21 protein-coding genes and 2 pseudogenes are annotated in these 20,887 nt (G+C 41.6%); 14 read left to right on the forward strand and 9 right to left on the reverse strand.

Annotation, left to right across the window (positions count from 1 at the left end; genetic code table 11):
- The first annotated feature begins 35 nt into the window (after positions 1-35).
- Positions 36-752, forward strand: coding sequence for a YwiC-like family protein (locus tag AAHT65_RS04525; protein WP_343311036.1), 717 nt, complete (start codon positions 36-38; stop codon positions 750-752).
- Between the two features lie 42 nt (positions 753-794).
- Here the strand turns inward: AAHT65_RS04525 and AAHT65_RS04530 are convergent, their stop codons facing one another.
- The 4 genes from AAHT65_RS04530 to AAHT65_RS04545 form a co-directional block, all read right to left on the reverse strand.
- Complete coding sequence (locus tag AAHT65_RS04530) at positions 795-1,511, reverse strand: Crp/Fnr family transcriptional regulator (protein ID WP_003326506.1); 717 nt, start codon at positions 1,509-1,511, stop codon at positions 795-797.
- Positions 1,512-1,622: 111 nt separating this feature from the next.
- A complete protein-coding gene (locus tag AAHT65_RS04535) occupies positions 1,623-2,810 on the reverse strand; it encodes a nitrate/nitrite transporter (protein WP_003326505.1) in 1,188 nt (395 codons plus the stop codon).
- Positions 2,811-2,938: 128 nt separating this feature from the next.
- Complete coding sequence (gene argS / locus AAHT65_RS04540; protein ID WP_151290079.1) at positions 2,939-4,609, reverse strand: arginine--tRNA ligase; 1,671 nt, start codon at positions 4,607-4,609, stop codon at positions 2,939-2,941.
- Positions 4,606-5,034, reverse strand: a complete 429-nt coding sequence (locus tag AAHT65_RS04545; RefSeq protein ID WP_010790235.1) for a DUF1934 domain-containing protein — start codon at positions 5,032-5,034, stop codon at positions 4,606-4,608. Before AAHT65_RS04545 ends, argS begins: the two co-directional genes overlap by 4 nt.
- Positions 5,035-5,346: 312 nt before the next feature.
- On the opposite strand from AAHT65_RS04545, the pseudogene AAHT65_RS04550 reads away from it, so the two are divergent.
- The 3 genes and pseudogenes from AAHT65_RS04550 to AAHT65_RS04560 all read left to right on the forward strand — a co-directional run.
- A pseudogene (locus AAHT65_RS04550) lies at positions 5,347-5,442 on the forward strand (subtilosin A family bacteriocin); the annotation flags it as partial.
- Positions 5,433-6,429, forward strand: a pseudogene (locus AAHT65_RS04555) (M16 family metallopeptidase); the annotation flags it as partial. The pseudogenes AAHT65_RS04550 and AAHT65_RS04555, both read left to right, overlap by 10 nt.
- Complete coding sequence (locus tag AAHT65_RS04560) at positions 6,426-7,127, forward strand: bacteriocin biosynthesis protein AlbG (RefSeq protein ID WP_343311503.1); 702 nt, start codon at positions 6,426-6,428, stop codon at positions 7,125-7,127. The pseudogene AAHT65_RS04555 and the gene AAHT65_RS04560, both read left to right, overlap by 4 nt.
- 6 nt (positions 7,128-7,133) lie before the next feature.
- Here the strand turns inward: AAHT65_RS04560 and AAHT65_RS04565 are convergent, their stop codons facing one another.
- On the reverse strand, positions 7,134-8,510 hold the full coding sequence (locus AAHT65_RS04565; RefSeq protein WP_343311037.1) for a YncE family protein: 1,377 nt from the start codon (positions 8,508-8,510) through the stop codon (positions 7,134-7,136).
- Positions 8,511-8,550: 40 nt separating this feature from the next.
- Positions 8,551-9,912: a YncE family protein gene (locus AAHT65_RS04570; protein ID WP_343311038.1), complete on the reverse strand. Its 1,362-nt coding sequence runs from the start codon at positions 9,910-9,912 to the stop codon at positions 8,551-8,553.
- A gap of 283 nt (positions 9,913-10,195) precedes the next feature.
- Here AAHT65_RS04570 and AAHT65_RS04575 point away from each other — a divergent pair, with 283 nt between their 5' ends.
- From AAHT65_RS04575 to AAHT65_RS04615, 9 genes are all read left to right on the forward strand, one after another.
- Entirely contained in the window at positions 10,196-10,750 is a 555-nt protein-coding gene (locus tag AAHT65_RS04575) for a YdhK family protein (RefSeq protein ID WP_343311039.1), read from the forward strand.
- A 210-nt stretch (positions 10,751-10,960) separates the two neighbouring features.
- Entirely contained in the window at positions 10,961-12,103 is a 1,143-nt protein-coding gene (locus AAHT65_RS04580; protein WP_106360166.1) for a tetratricopeptide repeat protein, read from the forward strand.
- Positions 12,087-12,206 carry a PhrC/PhrF family phosphatase-inhibitory pheromone gene (locus AAHT65_RS04585; protein WP_061572214.1) on the forward strand — a complete coding sequence of 40 codons (120 nt, stop codon included), beginning with the start codon at positions 12,087-12,089 and terminating at the stop codon, positions 12,204-12,206. Before AAHT65_RS04580 ends, AAHT65_RS04585 begins: the two co-directional genes overlap by 17 nt.
- A gap of 253 nt (positions 12,207-12,459) precedes the next feature.
- Positions 12,460-12,939, forward strand: a complete 480-nt coding sequence (locus tag AAHT65_RS04590) for a hypothetical protein (RefSeq protein WP_343311040.1) — start codon at positions 12,460-12,462, stop codon at positions 12,937-12,939.
- Between the two features lie 148 nt (positions 12,940-13,087).
- Complete coding sequence (locus tag AAHT65_RS04595; protein WP_088118184.1) at positions 13,088-13,876, forward strand: hypothetical protein; 789 nt, start codon at positions 13,088-13,090, stop codon at positions 13,874-13,876.
- Positions 13,863-14,537, forward strand: a complete 675-nt coding sequence (locus AAHT65_RS04600) for a hypothetical protein (RefSeq protein ID WP_035175329.1) — start codon at positions 13,863-13,865, stop codon at positions 14,535-14,537. The genes AAHT65_RS04595 and AAHT65_RS04600 overlap by 14 nt, the downstream gene beginning before the upstream one ends.
- Positions 14,538-14,546: 9 nt before the next feature.
- Positions 14,547-15,344 carry a hypothetical protein gene (locus AAHT65_RS04605; RefSeq protein ID WP_343311504.1) on the forward strand — a complete coding sequence of 266 codons (798 nt, stop codon included), beginning with the start codon at positions 14,547-14,549 and terminating at the stop codon, positions 15,342-15,344.
- 2 nt (positions 15,345-15,346) lie between these two features.
- A complete protein-coding gene (locus AAHT65_RS04610; protein WP_343311041.1) occupies positions 15,347-15,994 on the forward strand; it encodes an ABC transporter ATP-binding protein in 648 nt (215 codons plus the stop codon).
- Positions 15,987-16,544 (forward strand): hypothetical protein, encoded by a 558-nt coding sequence (locus tag AAHT65_RS04615; RefSeq protein ID WP_343311042.1) that lies wholly within the window; start codon positions 15,987-15,989, stop codon positions 16,542-16,544. The genes AAHT65_RS04610 and AAHT65_RS04615 overlap by 8 nt, the downstream gene beginning before the upstream one ends.
- A 44-nt stretch (positions 16,545-16,588) precedes the next feature.
- Here the strand turns inward: AAHT65_RS04615 and speB are convergent, their stop codons facing one another.
- Together speB and speE are read right to left on the reverse strand one after the other, a co-directional pair.
- Positions 16,589-17,461 carry an agmatinase gene (gene speB, locus AAHT65_RS04620; protein WP_106272842.1) on the reverse strand — a complete coding sequence of 291 codons (873 nt, stop codon included), beginning with the start codon at positions 17,459-17,461 and terminating at the stop codon, positions 16,589-16,591.
- Positions 17,462-17,521: 60 nt separating this feature from the next.
- Complete coding sequence (gene speE / locus AAHT65_RS04625) at positions 17,522-18,352, reverse strand: spermidine synthase (protein WP_003326486.1); 831 nt, start codon at positions 18,350-18,352, stop codon at positions 17,522-17,524.
- 204 nt (positions 18,353-18,556) lie between these two features.
- Here speE and AAHT65_RS04630 point away from each other — a divergent pair, with 204 nt between their 5' ends.
- Positions 18,557-20,632 carry a transglycosylase domain-containing protein gene (locus AAHT65_RS04630; RefSeq protein WP_343311043.1) on the forward strand — a complete coding sequence of 692 codons (2,076 nt, stop codon included), beginning with the start codon at positions 18,557-18,559 and terminating at the stop codon, positions 20,630-20,632.
- Between the two features lie 71 nt (positions 20,633-20,703).
- On the opposite strand, the gene AAHT65_RS04635 is transcribed toward AAHT65_RS04630, so the two are convergent.
- Positions 20,704-20,850, reverse strand: coding sequence for a hypothetical protein (locus tag AAHT65_RS04635; protein ID WP_343311044.1), 147 nt, complete (start codon positions 20,848-20,850; stop codon positions 20,704-20,706).
- Positions 20,851-20,887 lie beyond the last annotated feature (37 nt).

Consider the following 20,887-nt stretch of genomic DNA (forward strand, 5'->3'; position numbering starts at 1 on the left):
ATTGCTTTTATAATGAAACAGAAAGGAGTGTTTCAATGAAGGTGCTCATTCCGAAGCAGCACGGTGCATGGGCTATGCTGTTGATTCCGTTTTGCCTCGGTATGGTGAAGGGAGGTCCCGTTTTATGGCATATTCCGCTATTTACGGGCTGGCTATTTCTCTATTTGACCGTTTACCCCATTACCTTGGCGGTGAAAAAGAAAAAAACAAAAGACTATCAAAAATGGATTTTTTATTACGGCATTGCAGCTTGCTGCTCTATCATTGCCGTTGTCCTCCATAAGCCTGCGTTCATCTGGCTCGGCTTTTCTTTGTTTCCGCTGTTCCTCGTTCATGTCTATTATGCCCGCCGCAAAAACGAAAGAGCGCTTCTGAATGATATTGCGGGAGTCTTGTTCTTTAGTACAGGCGGACTTGCCAGCTGCTGGCTGGGGGCGGGAAGCCTTGACGGCTGGGCATGGTTTATTTTCGCGCAATCCAGCTTATTTTTTATCGGAAGTTCCTTTTATGTGAAGTCTATGATCCGGGAGAAAAACAACAAAACATTTGCATACTGTTCATGGGGATATCACCTGCTTCTTCCCTTTCTTTCTATAACTCTCGGAGCAAGCTGGGGGGCTCTCGCTTTTATTCCAAGCAGTTTGAGAGCATGGTTCTTACACGGAAAGGAGCGATCTATTAAGACGATCGGCATTCTTGAAATCGTGAACGCGTGCTTCTTTTTCGCAGTCATGTGTATTTTTTTAACATGATAAAACAAGGACTGAAGTTTGCAGTCCTTGTTTATTTCTTGATTAATCGATATTGCAAATATCCAGCGGGCAATTTTCGCACTCAATTTCACATCTTAAATAGTCCCGCTGATGCAAAACAATCTTTCCGGATTCCTCAATTGAAATGATTCCTTGTTTACGAAGATCACCCAGCATGCGATTGACACTCTCTCTTGCAGCCGCACAAAACTTCGCCAAATCATGGTTCGTCAGTGCAATGTTTATAAGAATTCCGTCGCTTCGTTTCACCCCATAGCTATTTGACAAACGAATGAGTGTGGAATAAAGCGCCCCTTTTTTTCCATGAAGAAGAAGGTCACGGATTTTGGACTGGATTTTTCGCAGGTGGGTGCTCATCCATTTCATAAATTCAAATGTCAAAGCACCGTTTTGAACCAATTCCTTTTCCAGTTTGTTTTTATTGATGACGAACACTTCACCGTCTGCTAACACTTTTGCACTCAGCATATATCTCGGTTCTTCTGTAAAAAGTGTTAATTCCCCGACAATATCATTTTTTTGGCAGATCCTAAGCGTCAGATCCTTGCCGTCAGACGTCAGTTTGCCGATTTCAATGAGTCCTGATTGAATCAGATAAAGCTCTTTTGCATCCATTCCTTCTTGAAACAGAAACGTGTTTTTTTCAATTTTTCTTTTTGTACTGATTGATTCCAGCAATTGATGCAGATCTTGTGAGAGAAGATCCTTATCAGATTTTCGAACAGAGAGAAAATTCATGAGCTCACCTCGAAGATAGTCACGTTGTGTATTTCTATTGTAACGTGAATCGATTTGCATCATTTTAAAAAAACTTACAATCTCGTGAATTCCCCAAACGCCGGCTTCCCATTAGTTTACGCTGTGCCCATTTCTCTCAGTGTGCGTTTTCATCCTTTCCTGCCAATACATCCAAATGACAATAACAAAGCTGGCTAAAGCAGCTTCCGAGAGCGCCATAAATCCGATTGCATATTGTCCTGTCGCTTGAAATACGCTTGCCAGGATCAGCGGCGGAAAGAATCCTCCCAATCCCCCCATGGCGGAAACAATACCGTTTGCAATTCCCGCTTGTTTTGAGAAATAAAAAGGCACCAATTTAAAAACTGTTCCGTTTCCAATTCCTGAGCAGACAGCAACTGTTAACGCCCCAAAAGCGTAAATGCCGAGACTCGGTGAGAACGACAAGATAATGCCCGATAATGTCAGACCCGCGAAGACGTACATTAACATTCTAAGCGGACTCACTTTATCTGCCAAAAATCCGCCAACAGGTCTGAGAAGCGTGGACACAGCAATAAAACCTGCCGTTCTAAACCCGGCATCCACAGGACTAAGACCAAAGTGCTGAACAAGAAAATTAGGAAGATAAATGGTAAAGGCAACGAACGCGCCAAATGTTATAAAATAAAAAAGGCTTAAGAACCACAACAGATGATTTCGGTAAACGGCTTTTATTTGAACCTTTACGGAAACTTTGACTTTTTTCTCGTTTCGATCGCCCAGGAAAAAGTGCAGCAAAGCAAATAAAGCCAGCAGGACCATATACATTTGCACCGTACTCTTCCACCCCACAGATTGAGCAACAACAGGAGCTGCAAACGTTGTGATGGCGGTTCCGATATTTCCAGCGCCGTAAATGCCGTTTATAAAACCGTGTTTTTCCTTAGGATAATACTTCGGAAGAGATGTCACCCCAATGGAGAAAACCGCTCCTCCAATCCCCAAGAAAAAACCGCCCACGGCCAAATCAAACACAGAATCTGCGATACTGATCCAAAAAACAGGAAACAAAAGCAATAGAAAGCTGATCATAAAAGTCATCCGCGCGCCAAACCTGTTCGTGTAATATCCCAAAGGAATGCGGAGAAGCGATCCCAGAATGACAGGTATGGCCGTAACCAGCGAAATGTCGCCGGCGCTCAAATTAATATCAGATGACATTTGAGAAATTAATGAAGAAATCAAAACCCAAACCATAAATCCTGCCACCAAGCTGCATGACTGTAACGATAATTGAATGTTTTGACGGTTAATCATTCGGCTTGCCCCTTTCAATGATTCAATAATCTTATCATACAAAAACTCGGTGAATAGGATTGTGAAGTACATCACACGTTTTATTAACAAAAAAGGACAAAGCCCGGGGCTTTGTCCTTTCATCTTCATTACATTTTTTCAGGAGCCGAAACGCCAATCAACTGAAGCGCATTATTCAGCGTGATTTGGGTTGCTTTCATTAAAGCTAAGCGTGCGCGGCTTTTCTCTTCATTTTCAGGATCGATTACCTTTTCCGCATTATAGAAGCTGTGCAGAGAAGATGCCAAGTCATAAATATAGTTCGTCACGCGGTGCGGAATGCGTTTTTCCGCCGCTTCCGCCACTGCTTCAGGGAAGCCGCCGATCGTTTTCAGCAAATCGTATTCTTTTTCAGAATTGACGGCGCTAAAGTCAAGATCAGCCGCAGGCGTTAATCCCTGCTCTTCTCCTTGGCGAAGCATGCTGCAGATTCTCGCGTGAGCGTATTGCGCGTAATACACCGGATTGTCATTTGAAGTGGACACCGCAAGATCCAAGTCAAAATCCATATGTGTATCGGCACTGCGCATCGCGAAGAAATAACGGACGGCGTCTAAGCCGACTTCTTCAATCAAGTCGCGCATCGTTACCGCCTTTCCTGTACGCTTGCTCATTTTCATTTTCTCGCCGTTTTTATATAGATGGACGAGCTGAATGATTTCTACTTCTAACGTTCCTTTTTGATAGCCAAGCGCCTCAATGGCCGCTTTCATCCGGGGAATATAGCCGTGGTGATCTGCGCCCCAGACGTTGATCAGCTTATCGAATCCGCGGTCTAGCTTGTCCTTATGGTAAGCGATATCAGGCAGCAAATAAGTGTAAGTGCCGTCTTTTTTAATCAAAACACGGTCTTTGTCATCGCCGAATGTTGTTGAGCGGAACCAAGTTGCGCCGTCTTCTTCATACACGTGGCCTTGTTTGCGCAGCGCTTCGAGCGCCTTGTCGATTTTTCCGTTTTCGTATAATGACGTTTCAGAATACCAGACATTAAACGGCACGCGGAAGTTTTCTAAGTCTACACGAAGCTTTTCCAACTCATACTTCAAGCCGTATTCGCGGAAGAACTTCTGTCTTTCGCTCTCTTCTTCTTTGACAAAGCGGTCGCCGTATTCTTCAGCGAGACGCTTCCCGATTGCGATAATATCCTCGCCGCGGTATCCGTCCTCAGGCATTTCTTTTTCAAGGCCGAGCGCTTCAAAGTAACGGACTTCGACAGAAAGCGCCAAGTTGTTGATCTGATTTCCCGCGTCATTGATATAATATTCGCGGCTCACATCATATCCGGCTTTAGCCAGCACATTGCACAGAGAATCGCCGACGGCTGCTCCGCGCGCATGGCCTAAATGAAGATCGCCCGTCGGATTCGCAGATACGAATTCCACTTGGATGCGCTCGCCGTTTCCGATATTTGTTTCCCCGTATGCTTCCCCCGCTTCCAATACAGATGGGATCAGCTTCGTTAAATATTGATTATCCATATAGAAATTGATAAATCCAGGGCCTGCGATATCAAGCTTTTCAATTGAAGCCTTTCCTTTATCAAAAGAAGCTACAATATCCTCAGCGATTTGGCGCGGGGCTTTTTTTGCGATTCTTGCCAGCTGCATCGCCATGTTGGTTGAATAATCACCATGTGTTTTATCTTTCGGTGTCTCTAAAATGACATTTGGAATCTGGCTTTCATCAGCCAATCCCGCTTTCAGAACGGCTGCTTTAATTTCCTCTTTCAGCACGTCCTTCATTTGTTCCGCAATGTTCATGCGTCAAGTCCTCCCTCATATGTGATCGTCATATTATGTAAATGCTGCTGTTCGTCTCCCACATGCATATCATAAGCTATGCTGATACGGCCTCTTTCTTTGCCGATGTCAGACTGAATCGATTTTGTGCTTGTAGTCAGCTCAAGCTCGCCAAATGACATTTTATATTTGGCAATGGTAGAGACTCCCGGCACAAACCGCTGATTCATTTTCACTGCGCCTGACCTCATGACAAACACTTCGCTCTCGCTTACTTTCACAATCGTTTTCACTTTGCCCAAATCGTGTTCTTCATAATAAGAAAGATACACTTTATTTTGTTTCACATGATAAGATCCGGAGGTGCGGAACTCAATGACCTCTTCTTTCCCGTCATCCGCAATCACAGATTTTACATGGAGCGTTATCGGTGTCTCTTGTTTCATACTGACACGTCCTTTTCATCATTCCACTTTGACTTGAATAGTATAATCATTCGCTATTTAAAGTTCAACTGCTTCTATCTTACCATCATTACTCATCAGATTTGAAGATAAACCTCATAAAAAGCGATTAATGGGAAGAAGAGCATTTAAATAGAAATTAATTCCGTTTTAAATGTTACATTCCCCCGAAAACTATCTAATATTTTTCACATTTTCTTCAAAATATACATATTGAAAAGGTAATTTGATAGTTTTAAGATCAAATTACATCAAAGATCTGCTAGGAAAATTAAACAAGGGAGGATTTCTATTATGAAAAAAGCTGTCATTGTAGAAAACAAAGGTTGTGCAACATGTTCAATCGGAGCTGCTTGTTTAGTGGACGGACCTATTCCAGCACTACATATACAGATACAAATTTCATGTTTACCTCTCTTCCTGATCGGCTGGAGCACACGATCCCGAAACTGCTTGATGCTTTATGGAATCCCTCCTTTGACGAGAATATTGTCGCTCAAGAAAAAAGCGTGATTAAAAGCGAAATTGAAACAGCTCATCTCAATCAACAGCTTCATTATCATTATCAGATGCTGAATTTGCTTTCTCCCGCATCTCCCGCTGCGATTTTTCCCGCGGGCAGAACGGAGGATATCGAGGCTTTAACGATCAATGATCTAATAGAAGCCTATGCAACAGGCTACCAGCCCCAGCGTATGACGATGTTTCTGATCGGCGGCTCTGAAGATACAAAAACCATTTTGCCTTCTCATCTCCGGGCTGCGCGGCCGCTCAGGCCATACTGCCAAGAGAAAATTCATGCCTGCATGCCCTCCCCTCTTACAAAATCAGAGCCTGGGTGATGCGGAGTGCTCGGGGGAAACATGGACCGGATTACATATAGGCGCACTCCCCGATAAAAACGATCTTTTTACATTGCAAATGTATTGGGACATCGTCTCCCGCGTTCTTTTTCATATAGATTCGCCGTTGTTTCAAGAAATCCGGCAAACGCGCCTCCTTAATATCCAAAGCTTATCAGCGGAAAGTCATGTGTCAGAAGATGGCGGCTTTTTGATCCTTCACAGTAAAGGGGCACATTCTTCAGCCTATATCGATGTAGCGGCATACTATGTGATGCAGCAGAAGTGTCAGGCGGAAGCTTGGCTGGAGTATGGCAAGGAATCTTTGCTGAACGCGATCATCTATGACAGTGATTATGTGCGTAAATGCTTTGAATGGGCGGCTGAATGTGAGCGGTATGATTGCTCTTTTTTCGAGCTTTACCGGCTGATTCAAAACATGACTGTACAGGATTTTTTATTTCTTATTGATACTGTGGCTTCTGCTAAAAAAGCAACCATTCATGTCTCTCAGCCAGAGGTGGTTGGACAATAAAAAAAAGCACTGTCTTCACTGTGTTATTGCTGCTTATGGTCATGGCGGCCTATTCATTTGGCTGGTTTCAAGCCAGCGCTGAAGCCGCGGGGCAATATGTACAGCTGATCAAAAATGATTATGTGCGCCTCGGCTTGCTTTCTTGTGCCGGTTCTGTGCTGATGCTGCCGGCATTTTTGTATCTTCACTATGTCACCCGATCCGTCAAAAGCATGACAGCAGCTTTTCAGAAGATAACGCAATCTCATCAAAGCTGCTGTAATTTTGAAGATCGCAAGCTGTGCAGCCGTTATGCCAGCGATGTGAAATCATTGCGCGAAAGCTACAAGGGCATCCGCCAAACGTACGTGATGGGGGCTGTATTATGCCAAGTGATCGTGTTCGGTTACATGTTTGAAGTGGTCAAGTCCATTCCATTCAGCTTCAACACACCCCCCGCTGTCACGAAGGGGCTTGCGATTGTTCTCATCATTTATTTATTGTTTTATATGAGATCATACCTGCTCCAGCTTCTCCAGAATGGGCAAACGGCTAAAAAGGCTGTCGTTCTGATATTAGCAGGAGCCGGGATATGGTGGATGCTCAGCTTTACCATGAGTGAACTGCTGTTTCTGATTATCTTGGCTGTCATCCAGCAGATAGGTTCATTTATTTATAAACGAGTCTCTTATCGCAGCTCCGCTTCTCTCGACCTGTGAAAACATCTACATCGAAATCGCAGACGGACCAGCGCCAACCGTAATGACCGCTACGGCTGTATAATCACTTGTGCGGTACACCGTCACTGTATTGGCTGCAGGCTGTGCAACATAGATATATTGATTGTCCGGTGTTACTGTGAGGTCAATGGCTCCTGGCAAAGAAACATTCGCAATGATTCTTTGCTGAGCTGTATTGACGACTGACAGGTTATCTGTAATAAACGGATCAAAATACGGCTCTAGAAGATAAGCTCGCGTACTGTCAAATGAAAATACAATTGTCCTCAGAATTTCGAACGAACGATTTAAGTCACCTCCCCTGCTCAAGGGTGACAAACTGATTTCCGTTACACCTTTCGGCCACAGTTCACCATTCATCACGTATGCAAAATTTCCAGCATAAGGGGTTTCAATTAAACTAGGATATTCAAATGTGTCAATGATACTGTCGATCAGCTGGCCGGTATTCACATCATATTTATCCACCGACCAATTAATTGTATTAGCGGTATAAACAAACTGCCCATTAGGATCAAGCGCAAAATCTGAGGCGCCGGGTACAGGGATGACATTAACCACTGATTGAAGGCTCATGTTAATCATATAAATGGAGCCGGCCGCCATCACAAACGCGAACCCGGCTGATGGATCAAATTGAATTTTTCTTGGCCCGCCTCCAACAGTGATGGTATTTATAATCGTTAATGTTTTATTATCAATCACTGAGACAAGATTCGTATTCCCATGGAGAACATACGTGTATGCTTTATCAAATGTGACACCCACATTAGTCGGCACATCAGAAAAAGGAATGGTTTTTACAACCGTGTTTAACGCTGCATCAATGACCGAAACTGTGCTGTCTCCAGTGTTGGCAGTAAACACATAAGATCGCGGCTCCGGCTCTGGCGTGAGAATTATCGTTCCGGTCACCGTCAGCGGACTTCCGTAGAAAGGCGGAACAACCAAGATGTCTTTTACTGTGATTTGGCTGAAGTCAGGGCAATCATCTGACTGATTCGTATAATAAACGACCTGATCGATGTACGCGGTATGAATAACCGACATGGACCCGTCTCCTTGTCCATATTGATTCCTCACAGGCGATACACTGACAAGAAGTGTGACGCTTCCTTGAAGCCGCACCGCATAGTTAACGCTAATATCCTCAGGTGCCGGCCCTGTCCAGATTAAACAAGGTTCACTGACACATGAAAGATTATCCGAACTCCACGTGACGGCGCCGACAGCTTCAGCAGGATCAACGACAAACCCCTCCGGAACTTCAATCGGCACTTGAAATTGCGCTTCACGGCTGACTTCTTCATCACAAAAACAGAAACAATTTTCCTGTAAAGCAGAAAGATCATTCTTTTTCATGATTTCACATCCCTTTTAGAAATGCACAATATACAGTTGGTTAAATCGCAATGTCACTCGGTGAAACGCCAAGCGATATGACAGTTTCCACAGAATAATCATCCGTGTTGTAAACAGTGATGCTTTGCTCTATAAAATGAGTTGCATACAGAAATTCGCCATTCGGGGTAAACGCAAAGTCGCTTGCCGATTGCGGAAGATTTCCTATTACGCCTGCACCACTTGGACTGACGGAATATAGATTGTGAGTGAAATCATCAAACAAATACAACCCTGATCCGCTCTTAAACATTCGATATTCACCCTCATACTCCAGCTCTTGGGTGCTACTGATCGTAAACGTATCTAAATCAATAATCGTCAAAAAATTGAGGAATTGATCTTGTTCTAATACATAGGCATACCGCTCCGGCGGCTTTGTTTCTATGGAATTTACGATAAGTTCCCGTTCAATCGTTCCTGTGACTTCACCGGTAGATAAGTCCACTTTTTGCACTAATCCAAAATCAAGAACATAGGCGAACAACCCATTGGGATCAATTGCAATATCATACCCTTCAACAGGAATAGACCTTTCTACGGCAGACGTTTCAATTCTGATCACATAAATGGCATTACCGGCGAGAACATATGCGAAATCATGTTCAGGCATAAATTTAATTGTTTCAGGCGGCTGATCTAGCGGAATGGCTGCAGTAACAGTCAATGTGCCATTATCGATGACAGAAATGACACTATTGTTGAAATGCAAAACAAACGTAGAGGCTTTATCTGGCGTAATTTCTATACCTGTTGGCTCGTATGGGAGAGAAATGGTTGTTATAACGGTATGAGTATTCGTATCAATTACGGAAACCGACTGATCATCTGGATTCGCTGTAAACGCATAAACAGGCTCCGGCTCTGGTTCCGGGGCGAGCACAATCGTTCCTGTCACCGATAAAGGACTGCCGTAAAACGGCGGGACGACAACAAGATTTTCGATCGTGATGTCACTGAAATCCGGGCAATCATCCGGTTCATCAGAGTAATAGACGACTTGATCAATCTCTACATTGTGAATGACAGAAACAGCCGCCTCCCCTTGTCCATATTGGTTTCGCACAGGTGAGACACTGACAAGAAGCGTGACGGTTCCCTGCAGGCGGACTGCAAAATGGATTTCGATCTCATCAGGCCCGGGTCCAGTCTGAATGAAGCAGCGTTCACTGACACAGGATAGGCTGTCTGCGTTCCACGTGACATTCGCTACCGCTTCAGCAGGATCAACAACAAACCCCTCTGGCACTTCTATCGGCGCTTGAAACATGGCTTCACGGCTGGCTTCTTCCTCACAAAAACATAAACAATCCTCTTGCTGTCTGACGGCTTTTTCTTTAAAAGAACGCTCAATCTTCTTCACATGCTCACTTCCTTCTCAGAAATGGCTGCTAAGCGCAGCAGTAATAGAGTATGGGGACAAAAAGGTTTTGCTTGTACAAAAGTTCTAAGCCAAAAGTGTTTTTTAAAACTGAAAACGGGTAAAAAGAAAAAGAGTTATTTACAAATTATGTTTTATAGCAGGAATGTCAGGTTATATAAAATAAAAAAAGACTTCATAAGGAGGATTTATTTATACAAGCAGCCTTATTACACTACTTATATAAGTTCCCAAGCTTCTCTGGGTAAATAAAAGGAGGATTACAATGAAAAGGAATACAACCTTGATCGGTATCGTTTCTTTGCTATTACTATTAATGCTGTCTGCATGCGGCAGCGATACTCAAGACAAAAAATCAGATCAAACGATGAATATGGACGACACACATACTCATTCTGAGTCCAGTGAGATTCCGGAAGGCCTGACAGCAGCACAGCACCCAAATTATAAAGTTGGAAGCCAAGCCATCATCAAGGCGGATCACATGAAAGGCATGAAGGGGGCCGAAGCAACCATTACAGGTGCCTATGATACGACGGCCTATGCTGTTTCCTATACACCGACAACCGGCGGATCAAGAGTGGAAAATCATAAATGGGTGATTCAAGAAGAAATAAAAAATGCCAGTGATGAAACATTAAAACCCGGAACAGACGTGATTATAGAAGCGGATCATATGAAGGGAATGAAGGGTGCAACAGGAAAAATCGATTCAGCTGAGAAAACAACTGTCTATACGGTTGATTACACCCCGACAACGGGCGGAGAAAAAGTGAAAAATCACAAGTGGGTAACAGAAAGTGAACTATCTTCAAAATAAAGGAAGAAGATGATGGTAAACTGTTAAACAAATTGGCCCTATCCAATATGTTTAACAGTTTCTTTTTATTGTGCTTTGATATGGCCGGGAGAGAGAGCGTTTCAGCTATTCGGTCACGCAAAAAAATTTGCGGTTTTTTTGCGCTTCCAAACAAAACAAAAATGATAAAATATGACATATATAGAATGATGAAGGGAGGGGTTTTCAAACGTGACAGGCGTCATATCTTCTTCCATTGGAGAAAAGATTAATGAATGGTACATGTACATACGCCGATTCAGCATACCGGATGCGGAATATTTACGAAGAGAAATCAAACAAGAGCTGGATCAAATGGAAGAAGACCAGGATATTCATTTGTATTATTCACTGATGGAATTCCGGCACAATCTGATGCTTGAGTATCTTGAACCGTTAGAAAAAATGCGGATAGAGGAACAGCCGCGACTGTCCGATTTACTGCTTGAAATCGATAAAAAACAGGCTCGTTTAACCGGACTGCTTGAATACTATTTTAATTTCTTCAGAGGTATGTATGAGCTGGACCAGCGGGAGTACTTGTCTGCTATTAAATTTTTCAAAAAAGCCGAAAGTAAGCTGATTTTTGTAAAGGATCGAATAGAAAAAGCTGAGTTTTTCTTTAAAATGTCTGAATCTTATTACTATATGAAACAAACGTATTTTTCCATGGACTATGCACGGCAGGCATATGAAATATACAAAGAGCACACGGCATATAATATTAGATTGCTTCAATGCCATTCTTTGTTTGCTACCAATTTCTTAGATCTCAAGCAATATGAGGACGCCATATCACATTTCAAAAAAGCTTATACAATGGCAGAATCCGAAAAACAGCCCCAATTAATGGGAAGAACGCTGTATAACATTGGGCTTTGCAAAAACAGCCAAGACCAGTATGAGTCAGCAATCACATATTTCAAAAGAGCCATATCTGTTTTTGAAGAAGCTAATATTCTTCCTTCTCTGCCTCAAGCTTATTTTTTGATTACACAAATTCATTATAAATTAGGAAAAATGGATAAAGCTCATGAATATCATAGTAAAGGAATTGCTTATTCTAAAGAGGCCGGAGATATCATTTACTTATCGGAGTTTGAATTTTTGAAATCTTTATACTCATCTGGCCCGGATGAAGAGGCAATTCAGAAATTCTTCGATTTTCTCGAAAGTAAAATGATGTATGCTGATCTTGAAGATTTTGCGCTTGATGTGGCAAAATATTATCATGGACGTGAAAATTTCCAAAAAGCTTCCGCGTATTTTCTGAAGGTGGAACGAGTAAGGCAGCTTATTCAAGGAGGAGTGAAGTTGTATGAAATTGAAGTCTAAAATATTACTCTCTTGTCTGGCCCTCAGCACAGTGTTTGTCGCAACGAGTATTGAAACTGCACCTGCACATCAAATGGAAGTTGCTCAGCGAGGAATGATTTAATGAATACAACCGGTTTTCACCGGTTGTTTTTTTGTTAAATAAACAATTGGGACAAAAGTTTTGTTGTTTAAATCTATAAATATTATTACTAACTAATTTTAAATTGGTTTCCTAACCCAGAAACATAAGAAACAAGATAATTTTTATTATATATAAATAAAAACCTGTTTACTTTTCCTTTTTTTTGTACTAATATACGTATGACTTAAGTCCAGTATCACTTCAATTGATGGTTAAAAATGGAGGATTTATTTTGAAAGTTCGATTTAAAAAAAGGATTAGTTTACTCATCATCATGTTTGGGCTCGCTGTTTCCTCACTGGGTGTTACACAGGCGGTTCATGCAAAAGCCAATACGTGCGATTCAAGGGTGCATTTTACTTTCAGATGGTACAGCCCTTACGACTATACAACTGCTCGAAGAAAACAAAATAGAAGCTACATGTATATGCATCTCCTAAAGAAAGATGACGGAGGTAAATTTGATGTATGGGCAGAGGCAGATAAAAACGTTCACTCTGGCGGGCGCAACTGGCACAATGTATCCGGTGGTGGGACTCACGAAGGAACAGTACACCCGGGTCATACATACTTATTTTCCAACACTGCTGTTGAAGATTACGGCAGAAATGTACCCGTAAGGTTTGGCGGTTACAGCCGCAGCAATGATTCCTTCTCAACTGATTGGAGTCCTGACAGCGTAAAACCTAAGGGAAATTACACAATCTATTAATACCTTTCTCAAAACAAAGCGATCTTACATTAAACATGTAAGATCGCTTTTTAAGGTAAGAATAATATCCACTCTTCAAGATTTTTTATTAAAATAAAACTATCCAAAACTCACACAGAGTTTTAATAAAAAAACAGGAGCCTTGCACATGATTTCTTTCTTTTTAAAGCGTTTATTAAAAAATAAAGAGATTTATTTCTCTTTATTCATTAGTATCGTTCTTATGATCGTCAGTTATCTAGGTATTCTCTTCTTTCATCAGAAGATCAATCTTCCTTATGAAATCCATAACTCACCGTTTTTATCGAATATTGCAGAAGGAAATACAACCTCAGCTCAGACTGTCTGGATTCTCATTCTTCCGTTATTAGCATCACTTCCAATGTCCGGTATGTACCGTGAAGATAAAAATACCGGATTTTTTATGAATGTTATAACAAAAACAACTAAAAAGAAATACTTCACAGTATTATTCGGGTTCAACTTTGTAATTTCGTTTTTCGTCATTATCTTACCATTATTATTAAATCTTTATTTGCTATCGATGACATATCCTTCGGTAAACCCAGACGGGATCGTCAATTACATGGACCCAATCGTTACAGGCGGAACAGACTTAGCAAACCTGTATTACGAACACTCATTAATATATACTCTTATTCTTTTTGCATTAAATGGGATGTATGGAGCTGTTCTTTCTTCCATTGGATTGGCTTTATCATTTTTTATTAAAAAGAAATATTTTGTTTATATCACACCTTTCTTAATCAATTTAATAGGCTTTACTTTACTCAACAACAATTACAATCCAATGAAATATATCGTTAACGATGGAGGGTTTTTGAGTTTAGATAAGTTTATTTATTTGAACCTTAGCGTGTTCATTGCAACTACTTTACTTTATATGTGGGGAAAAAAACGCCGTGTTTTATTATAATACTCTAAAATCAACATTAAGAATGAAGTGGCCGGGTATCATCGCCGCTTTACTGCTACAGTTAATTGCTGTTTATTTCTTTTTTTATCAAGAAAATGGTAGTAGTAATGGTTTTGTACTGGAAAATATTTTTTCCTATTGGCATCTCGTTTCTATTTTATGCCCTGCTGCCGTTGTATTTTCTGTTTTGATCTCATCCGATTACTTTTCAATTTATACTGTAATCCGAGTAAACAATGCACCTTATCTAACATTGATATACCAGTTCAAAACACTTTTATTTTCAGCAGCATACGGGATTATCATTATAGGTGAATTGTATACTTTATGTGTATTCAATAATACGGGGCTATTGTATTTGACCCCTATATCTTTTATCACTCATGTTTTTGCATTTATTTTCATTTGTTATGTTGTTTCATTTACTTTACTGTATTTGAATCAAGTCATTGTAGTTTTTCTATTCATTCTTTTATTTTTAATTGATAACCTTGTATGTAATGGTATGCTCTTTTTAAATGGTTTTGTGCTGGAATTTAGTGATTTGGCCGAATTTTTATTGATTAGATTAGGGATTATGTTGTTATTATTCGGGATTTCTATAGAATCTATAAAGCGACGTAATTATCTACAGCAGGTTGAGGAGAAAGGAGCAAACTGATTGTCTTTTATGAATATGCTGAAACGTGATATTGTAATGCGTTTCAATGAAAGTAAGATTACATACTTTGTCATAAGCTTAGCTATTGCCCTCCTTCTTTTATGCTTCCTCTGGAATAGCAAGAAGACGGGACAGCTAGGCCATCAAAGTTTTTCCGACAGCCTGACCACACTATTTCATTCGATGAATTTCTTTGATCTACATATCTTATATACACAGCATAGATTATCTATCCCTCTACAATGGATTAGTTTTCAAGTGCTGCCTTTGATGATAGTGGGTAATTTTATGTTTCGTGACATTCAAATTTCTGGAGCTTATATCCTCCCGAAACTCCCTAAAAAAGGAGTATTTATATTCAGCAAACTTTTGTCACTGTTTGTTCTGATTGTATCTATTTGGTGCGTATGGCTTTTCATATACATTATGTTATTTACCTCATTTAAAGGCTTTACAGCAGAACTAAACAGCAAGGTAGTATTATTTATGTTAATTCAAATATTAGTATCGTTTATATATGCAGTTTTGCTAGAAACTTTAACTTTCATGATATCTTTTATATCAGCATTTATTATTATTGTTGCTTATATTGTAATATCTATTTTTTTTCACAGCTCTTTGTTCATTGCTTCATTTGCTATGGCTGGAAAGTGGGCTTTTATTGATTATTCACGCATGAACGTTAACTACTCAGATGGCCGTTTTTTTCATGCCTCCGATTTTTTAATCATAGCACTCATTTTCTGTGCAGCTTGCACATTCATCAGCCTATTTTTTATTAAAAAAACAGATATTTTAGGAGAATAATTATGACGTCATATATTGAATGTAAACATATGGTCAAAAAATTAAAGGGAAATCATGTATTAAATGATATCAATTTTTCAATTAAAGAAAACGAATTTGTTGTGTTAAGAGGCCATAATGGCTCTGGAAAGACAATGATTTTAAGAGCCATTGCCGGACTGTTAACATTAACAAAAGGCGAAGTTTCTGTTAACGGTCTCGTTATCGGTAGAGATACAGATTTCTCAGAGCATACAGGTCTGTTAATTGAATACCCCAGCTTCATTCCTGTCTATTCAGGATTGCAAAATTTGAAATTCTTAGCCTCTATTAAGAAAAAAGTTTCTGATGAAGAAATAAAAGAAGTAATAAGAAAAGTTGGATTGGATCCCGAAGATAAACGTAAAGTCAAACGGTATTCTTTAGGGATGAAGCAGCGCTTAGGAATTGCTCAGGCAATAATGGAAAAACCCAAATTACTCCTATTAGATGAACCGACAAATGCCTTAGACAAAAAAGGGATTAATCTTATACTGGATATCCTAAAATCCGAAAAGGAAAACGGCACAACAATTGTAGTGGCTAGTCATGATGATACACTATGTGAAAATAGTATTGTCGACAGAATTATCGATATTAGTGAAGGTAAACTGGAGGATGCAGATGAATAAGCGTTGGATTTTCTTTATTATTTTATTAATGATAGTAACATTCAGCTGTTTTCGTTACTATACAGTGAACGCCCAAAATGATAAATACACTCCAAAAAATATTAACATTGCCGCAAACCAAACGATTGATACAAAAAAAGGAATAAAATTTCATATTCTAAAACCATTAAAGCCAGTCAAGTCAGTTGATAAAGAAACAAATTCCATAAGTTATTTATACATTTTACCTTTTAATGCTGAAAATACCTCCAATCATAAAATTACTTTAGAGGAACTTTCTCCGGATGGAAAAAACTATTTATTTTTTGGTCAGTATCAATATAATAAACAATTGATGCCTTATAATTATGATTTACCGGACAAGTATCAATTCAATACAGAGATCCCATCAGGAAAAACAGTACGCGGATATGTAGGATTAAGTTTGTATACGGATGAAAAAGTAAATTACAAAAATTTCAATCCTGAATCATCAAAAGTATCTGCTTATTATACTGTAATAGACAAATCAAATAAAAGAATTTCATATAAAATGTCTTTAAATAATTAAAAGGTTAAAAAGGGCCTGAATGTAATTCAGGCCCTTTTTCTAAACTATTTCACAAAGCCCAGCAGCATTTCACGGATCATTTTGCTCGCCGTGTTAGCGGTTTGTTCTGAATGATCGTAAATCGGAGCTACTTCCACTAAGTCGGCGCCCTTCACGTTTACTTCTGAACGCGCAATTTCATGGATGGATGCAAGCAGTTCTTTAGACGTGATGCCCCCGGCGTCAACCGTGCCTGTTCCCGGTGCATGTGCAGGGTCCAATACATCAATATCGATGGTGACATAAACCGGACGGCCTGCAAGCTCTGGAAGCACTTTTTTCAGCGGTTCAAGCACTTCAAATTTCGAAATGTGCATCCCGTTCTCCTTCGCCCATTCAAATTCTTCCTTCATGCCAGAACGGATTCCGAATGAATAGACATTGCCCGGCCCGATTAATTCAGCCGCTTTGCGGATCGGCGTGGAGTGAGAAAGCGGTTCCCCTTCATAATCAACGCGAAGGTCCGTATGCGCGTCAAAATGGATAATCGCAAGGTCGGGATATTTCTTGTACATCGCTTTGATAACAGGCCAAGACACAAGATGCTCCCCTCCCATGCCGAGCGGGAATTTGTCTTTTTCCAAAATGCTGTCCACATATTCTTCTATCAAATCAAGGCTCTTTTGCGGGTTGCCGAACGGAAGCGGGATGTCGCCGGCGTCAAAGAAATTGAGGTCGGCAAGGTCGCGGTCCAAATACGGGCTGTACTCTTCAAGACCGATTGACACCTCGCGGATTCTTCCCGGACCGAATCTTGATCCAGGACGATAGCTGACCGTCCAATCCATCGGCATGCCGTAAAGGATGGCGTCCGCCTCTTCCCAGCCCGGGCGGCTCGCGATAAATACTTTTCCTGAATAAGCTTCATCAAATCTCATCATAAAGCCCTCGCTTTCCTGTAAAAAAGCGCAAGATTCGCTCCTGCGCAATTCGTATCATTATTTAATCAGATCACTCACAAATTTCGGCAGAACAAACGCCGCTTTATGAATCTCTTTTGTGTAATATTTCGTGTCAATATCAAAGAAACGGCTCTCTTCCACTGCAAGCGGATCGTGTTTTTTTGAACCGATCGTAAATGTCCACAAGCCGCTCGGATATGTCGGGATGTTCGCAAGATACAGCTTTGTAATCGGGAAAATTTCTTTTACATCACGCTGTACGTTTGTAATCAGCTCAGGCGTAAACCAAGGGTTGTCCGTCTGCGCGACGAAAATGCCGTCCTCTTTTAACGCCTTTGCGATCCCCGCATAAAAGCCCTTGGAAAATAGATTCACAGCAGGCCCCACAGGCTCAGTAGAATCTACCATAATCACGTCATATTCATTTTCTGATTTGGCGATATGCATAAAACCGTCATCCACCTGTACATCAACGCGGGGATCTTCAAGCTTGCCCGCAATGGAAGGAAGGAATTTTTTCGAGTATTCGATGACCTTGCCGTCGATGTCTACAAGCGTCGCTTTCTTTACGCTCGGGTGCTTGAGAATTTCTCTGATGACACCGCCGTCGCCGCCGCCGACAACAAGTACGTTCTCAGGATTCGGGTGAGTGAAAAGCGGTACGTGCGCCACCATTTCATGATACACGAATTCATCTTTTTCAGAAGTCATTACCATTCCGTCAAGATAAAGCATGTTGCCGAACTCTTCAGTTTCTACCATTTCCAGATGCTGAAACTCAGTTTGTTCTGTATGTAGTGTTTTATTGACTCTCATTGTAATTCCAAAGTTTTTCGTCTGCTTCTCTGTATACCAAAGTTCGCTCAAGTGTCATCTCCCTTTCAAGGTTCGTATTTGATTTATTGTAAGCGTCTTTTCCGCTTTTATTCTCGGTTGAATTTCTCATTTTCACCTAAGGAAAAAGTATAGAGGATGGCGGGGAAAAAGTAAAGATGCGTCCCGTCGTCTATGTTTAAAACCAATCTTTTTTTCTCATAATAGTAGAAACATGAGAAAAGGGGGGTTCCGCTAATGGATGCAATGACAAATAAACGGCTGCGGCTGACCATCAAAACCGTTCGCGCCTGCGTGTTTATCGCGGTGCTGTCGGGGCTGTTCGCCGCCACTGTGTTTTTGACTGTGATTTTGATTGCCAAGTGGCAGGGCGCCCCCTCGGTTCAAGTCCCGCAATCCACGATACTGTTTGCGAATGACGGGTCGAAACTCGGAGAAACAGACTATGGCGAAAAACGCTACTGGGTTCCGCTGAAAAATATGAATCCCGCGATTCTTCAGGCAACCGTGGCGATTGAAGACCAGAATTTCTATGATCACCACGGTTTTGATTATAAGCGAATGGCCGGCGCAGCGCTTGCCGATATTAAAGCAATGGCAAAGGTTCAGGGCGCAAGCACCATTACCCAGCAATATGCGAGAAACCTGTACCTTGAGCATGATAAAACATGGAAACGCAAATGGAATGAGGCATTCTATACAATTCGTCTGGAACAAAACTATTCCAAGGACGACATATTAGAAGGCTATTTAAATACCATCTATTACGGCCACGGTGCATATGGCATCGAAGCGGCGTCCCGTCTGTATTTCGGGAAGCATGCAAAAGACATTACCGATGCGGAGGCGGCTCTTTTGGCAGGCATTCCGAAAGGCCCGTCCGATTATTCGCCATATGTGAATGAAACGAAGGCAAAGGAGCGACAGAAAACGATCCTGCGGATGATGGAAAAGCAGCGGATGATCAGCCGCAAAAAAGCAGACGAACTGATCAAAGAGCCTCTCTCCTATCAGCCTTTAAACAAACAAGCATCCAGCAAAAAAGCGCCATATTTCTATGATAATGCGATGAGAGAGCTTGAGAAAAAGCTTGGCATGACGCGGGAGCAAATTGAAACGAGCGGGTTAAACGTGTATACAACGGTGAATAAACGGCTTCAGCGCATCGCCGAGGAGACCATTACCGAAACGGTCAACGCAGGGTCAGACATCCAAATCGGATTTTCGGCAATTGATCCGGACACAGGGAAAGTTCTCGCCCTGGTCGGCGGCCGGGACTATCAAAAAAGCCCGTTTGACCGGACGACACAAGCAAAGCGCCAGCCGGCTTCAACGATCAAGCCTTTACTGTATTATAAAGCGATCCAGAGCGGGTTTACACCCGTGACATTGATGAAAAGCGAAGAAACCGAATTTCAAATTGACGCAAAAGGAGAAACCTATTCTCCAAGCAACTACAACGGGTATTATGCAAACAAACCGATTACGCTTCTTCAGGCGCTGGCGCTTTCTGACAACATTTACGCCGTGAAAACACATCTTTTTCTCGGCATGAACAAGCTTGTTTCCGCAGCCAAGGAATTCGGCATTACCGCGCCTCTTCAAGCGCTTCCGTCTTTAGCCCTCGGCACAGAACCCGTGCGCCCGATTGAGATGGTCAACGCTTATGCGATGCTGGCAAACGGCGGGAAACAAATCGAACCGACCTTTATCACGAAGGTAACTGACGCAGCCGGAAATGTGCTTTATGAAAACCCGCAGCAGCATAAACAGGTGCTGGATGAAAAAGCCGCTTTTGTCACGGCTAGTATGATGACAGGCATGTTCGACAAGGATTTAAACGGTTATACCTCGGTGACGGGCCGAACAATCACCGATCGCCTGACAAGAACCTATGCGGGAAAATCAGGCACGACAAGCGCAGACAGCTGGATGATCGGCTTCAATCCGAGGCTGGTAGCCGGTATCTGGACCGGCTATGACAAAAACAGCACCATCGACTCGGTGGAGGAAAAAAGCTACGCCAAAACGATTTGGGCGGAGTTTATGGAGGATGCGCTCAAAGGAGAACCGGAAACAGCATTCAAACCGCCGAAAGGAGTAACCGGCGTTTACATCGATCCGACAACAGGCTACACATCAGGGCCCGGCTGTGCAGCCAAGCACTATACGTATTTTATTGAAGGCACGGAGCCGTCCAATGTATGCTTCGGATCAGAACCTGTAAAACAAACAAAAGATCAAAATCCAGTCAAAGAAAAGCCCGCTTCTCCGAAAAAATGGTGGGACAAATGGCTGGGGCGGAATCATTGAGAATAACCCGGCTGCTTGTATGCCGGGTTATTCGTATGATTCATCTATTACCTTCTAAAAGTTGAGCCTTTTCAAAATGGCAGTTCGTTCACTGTTGCATAGAAATTAAGACAGTTGCCGCATTCGCCCATATCCTCAATATCTTTCTTATACTGCTTTCTCGTTTTTTCCACGTCCGCTTCAATAACCCAATCGCCGACTTTAATCGTTTGATACATGATATCTCCCCTATCAACAGCAAAAAAAAATGAAAAA

The organism is Bacillus atrophaeus (assembly GCF_039519175.1).
GTDB classification, from domain to species: Bacteria; Bacillota; Bacilli; order Bacillales; family Bacillaceae; genus Bacillus; species Bacillus atrophaeus.

Coding starts and splice junctions, on each gene's coding strand:
- AAHT65_RS04525 (WP_343311036.1), top strand. CDS start 36: ATGAAGGTGCTCATTCCGAAGCAGCACGGTGCATGGGCTATGCTGTTG.
- AAHT65_RS04530 (WP_003326506.1), bottom strand. CDS start 1,511: ATGAATTTTCTCTCTGTTCGAAAATCTGATAAGGATCTTCTCTCACAA.
- AAHT65_RS04535 (WP_003326505.1), bottom strand. CDS start 2,810: ATGATTAACCGTCAAAACATTCAATTATCGTTACAGTCATGCAGCTTG.
- argS (WP_151290079.1), bottom strand. CDS start 4,609: ATGAACATTGCGGAACAAATGAAGGACGTGCTGAAAGAGGAAATTAAA.
- AAHT65_RS04545 (WP_010790235.1), bottom strand. CDS start 5,034: ATGAAACAAGAGACACCGATAACGCTCCATGTAAAATCTGTGATTGCG.
- AAHT65_RS04565 (WP_343311037.1), bottom strand. CDS start 8,510: ATGAAAAAGAATGATCTTTCTGCTTTACAGGAAAATTGTTTCTGTTTT.
- AAHT65_RS04575 (WP_343311039.1), top strand. CDS start 10,196: ATGAAAAGGAATACAACCTTGATCGGTATCGTTTCTTTGCTATTACTA.
- AAHT65_RS04585 (WP_061572214.1), top strand. CDS start 12,087: ATGAAATTGAAGTCTAAAATATTACTCTCTTGTCTGGCCCTCAGCACA.
- AAHT65_RS04595 (WP_088118184.1), top strand. CDS start 13,088: ATGATTTCTTTCTTTTTAAAGCGTTTATTAAAAAATAAAGAGATTTAT.
- AAHT65_RS04605 (WP_343311504.1), top strand. CDS start 14,547: ATGAATATGCTGAAACGTGATATTGTAATGCGTTTCAATGAAAGTAAG.
- AAHT65_RS04610 (WP_343311041.1), top strand. CDS start 15,347: ATGACGTCATATATTGAATGTAAACATATGGTCAAAAAATTAAAGGGA.
- AAHT65_RS04615 (WP_343311042.1), top strand. CDS start 15,987: ATGAATAAGCGTTGGATTTTCTTTATTATTTTATTAATGATAGTAACA.
- speB (WP_106272842.1), bottom strand. CDS start 17,461: ATGAGATTTGATGAAGCTTATTCAGGAAAAGTATTTATCGCGAGCCGC.
- AAHT65_RS04630 (WP_343311043.1), top strand. CDS start 18,557: ATGGATGCAATGACAAATAAACGGCTGCGGCTGACCATCAAAACCGTT.
- AAHT65_RS04635 (WP_343311044.1), bottom strand. CDS start 20,850: ATGTATCAAACGATTAAAGTCGGCGATTGGGTTATTGAAGCGGACGTG.